This window comes from Mesorhizobium sp. M1E.F.Ca.ET.063.01.1.1, assembly GCF_003998155.1.
Classification (GTDB): domain Bacteria; phylum Pseudomonadota; class Alphaproteobacteria; order Rhizobiales; family Rhizobiaceae; genus Mesorhizobium.
Map to the genome: position 1 here is coordinate 1 of NZ_RZSC01000992.1, position 1791 is coordinate 1791.

2 protein-coding genes and 1 pseudogene are annotated in these 1791 nt (G+C 62.9%); all 3 read left to right on the forward strand.

Annotation, left to right across the window (positions count from 1 at the left end; translation table 11 throughout):
* Window positions 1–236: 236 nt before the first annotated feature.
* On the forward strand, window positions 237–1064 hold the full coding sequence (locus EOA29_RS35175; RefSeq protein ID WP_126092986.1) for an AraC family transcriptional regulator: 828 nt from the start codon (window positions 237–239) through the stop codon (window positions 1062–1064).
* A 104-nt stretch (window positions 1065–1168) separates the two neighbouring features.
* Entirely contained in the window at window positions 1169–1612 is a 444-nt protein-coding gene (locus tag EOA29_RS35180) for an SRPBCC family protein (protein WP_126092985.1), read from the forward strand.
* Between the two features lie 14 nt (window positions 1613–1626).
* Window positions 1627–1791 (forward strand): annotated as a pseudogene (locus EOA29_RS44125) (xanthine dehydrogenase family protein subunit M); the annotation flags it as partial.

Genomic DNA, 1791 nt, shown 5'->3' on the forward strand with positions numbered 1-1791 from the left:
TTCCAGCGAAGTGAGACGCTGGCGTTCCCTGGAGCACCCCTCATCCGTCGCCTTCAGCGACACCTTCTCCCACAAGGGGAGAAGGGACGCCCCCTATCGCTCAGTCTGAAAATCCACCCGGACGGGCGATGCGAGGCTCCCGTCGTTCCGGCACACCTTGACGCAAGCCGGACGCCGGTCGCAAAATCCCCGGGCAGGCGAAGGGAGGCCAGTCGCCTGCGGGAGGAAATAGACCCATGACGGACGCGATCAGGCTCTATTGGGGCCGGTTCGGACATGTCTCTGTCCTGAATGTCGCCAACGACTTCGTCACCCATGCCCATTGCGAGGCGCATCTCATCATCTGGCTGGAAGGCACGGCCGGGGAAATGACGATCGGCCGCGAGACGGTGCGGCTCGGACAGAGCACCGCGGCCGGCATCAACTCGTTCCAGCCGCACAGCCACGCACTTTCGCGCGACGGCAGGCCCGGCCTTTTCCTCGCCTTCTACATCGATCCCGACTGGGCGCGCCGGCGTCGCGACCTCCCATCGTCGGCGCCGCTGTTTACGCAAGCGGCAATCACGCTGGAACCGTGGCTGCACCAGGCGGCGGCGAACCTGCTCGATCATCTGACCGACAATGAGAGCATCGACGACGTCGCCAACTACGAGATCGAACGCTTCATCGACAGCGTGCTCGACGCCGCCGATGCCTCGGCGCCGCCGGCGGCGCGCGCTCGCATCAACACGATGCTGGATTTCCGCGTCCGCAAGGCGATCCAGTTGATGAAGGCCAATGTCTGCGAGCGCATCTCCTTCGACGACGTGGCGCGCAGCGTCGGCCTGTCACGGCCGCACTTCTTCGCTTTGTTCAAGGAACAGACCAACCTGACGCCGAACGTCTACTGGAACACGCTGCGCATGGAGGAAGCTGTGCGCCAGTTGCAATGGTCGCAAGAGCCGCTGATCTCTGTCGCTTGCAATCTCGGCTTCACCACCCAGGGCAATTTCTCGCGCTTCTTCCGCGATCATGTCGGCGTGCCGCCGACGCTTTATCGCGAAGCGGCCCGGGCAATGTCCTGAGAGGACGTTTTTCAGACTGATTGATAGGCGCGCAAGACGCGTTGATAAGCGCAATACGGCCGACCGCCCTAGCCTTCTTCCCATCTTCGCAAGGGAACGAGCATATGGCGAAAGTCACCATTTCCAGCGTCATCGACGCGCCGGTCGAACAGGTCTGGGCGCGCGTCCGCGATTTCAACGGCCTGCCGAGTTGGCACCCGCGCATGGTGGAAAGCCATATCGAGGACGGCAAGGACGCCACCACGATCGGCTGCGTGCGCAACTTCCAATTGGTCAGCGGCGCGCGGCTGCGCGAAAAACTGCTCGACTTTTCCGACGAGAATTTCCTGGTCAGCTACGCCATCCTCGAAACGCCGCAGCCGATCACCAACCACAAGGCCACACTGCAATTGCGGCGAGTGACAGACGGCGACCGCACCTATGCCGAATGGACCGCAAGCTTCGATGCAGCCCCCGAAGAAGCCGACAAGCTGGCCGAAGGCATGGGCGCCAATGTCTTCCAGGGCGGCTTCAATGCCCTGAAGAGCCATTTCGCCGGCAACAGCTAAATCGGGGAGCGGCCATGTCGCTTGCGCTGCAGACCTTCTCGACGGTGAAAGACGCCAATGCGGCCCTGCAAGCGTCGGGCACCCGTTATCTCGGCGGCGGCACGCTGGTGGTTCGCGGCGCCAATGAGGGCGATGTTTCCGTATCAAGCCTCGTGCGCGTCACCGAGCCTTCTCTGTCG

What these genes read in the sequence shown, in the direction of transcription:
- EOA29_RS35175 (WP_126092986.1), top strand. Translation starts at nt 237, where the DNA reads ATGACGGACGCGATCAGGCTCTATTGGGGCCGGTTCGGACATGTCTCT.
- EOA29_RS35180 (WP_126092985.1), top strand. Translation starts at nt 1,169, where the DNA reads ATGGCGAAAGTCACCATTTCCAGCGTCATCGACGCGCCGGTCGAACAG.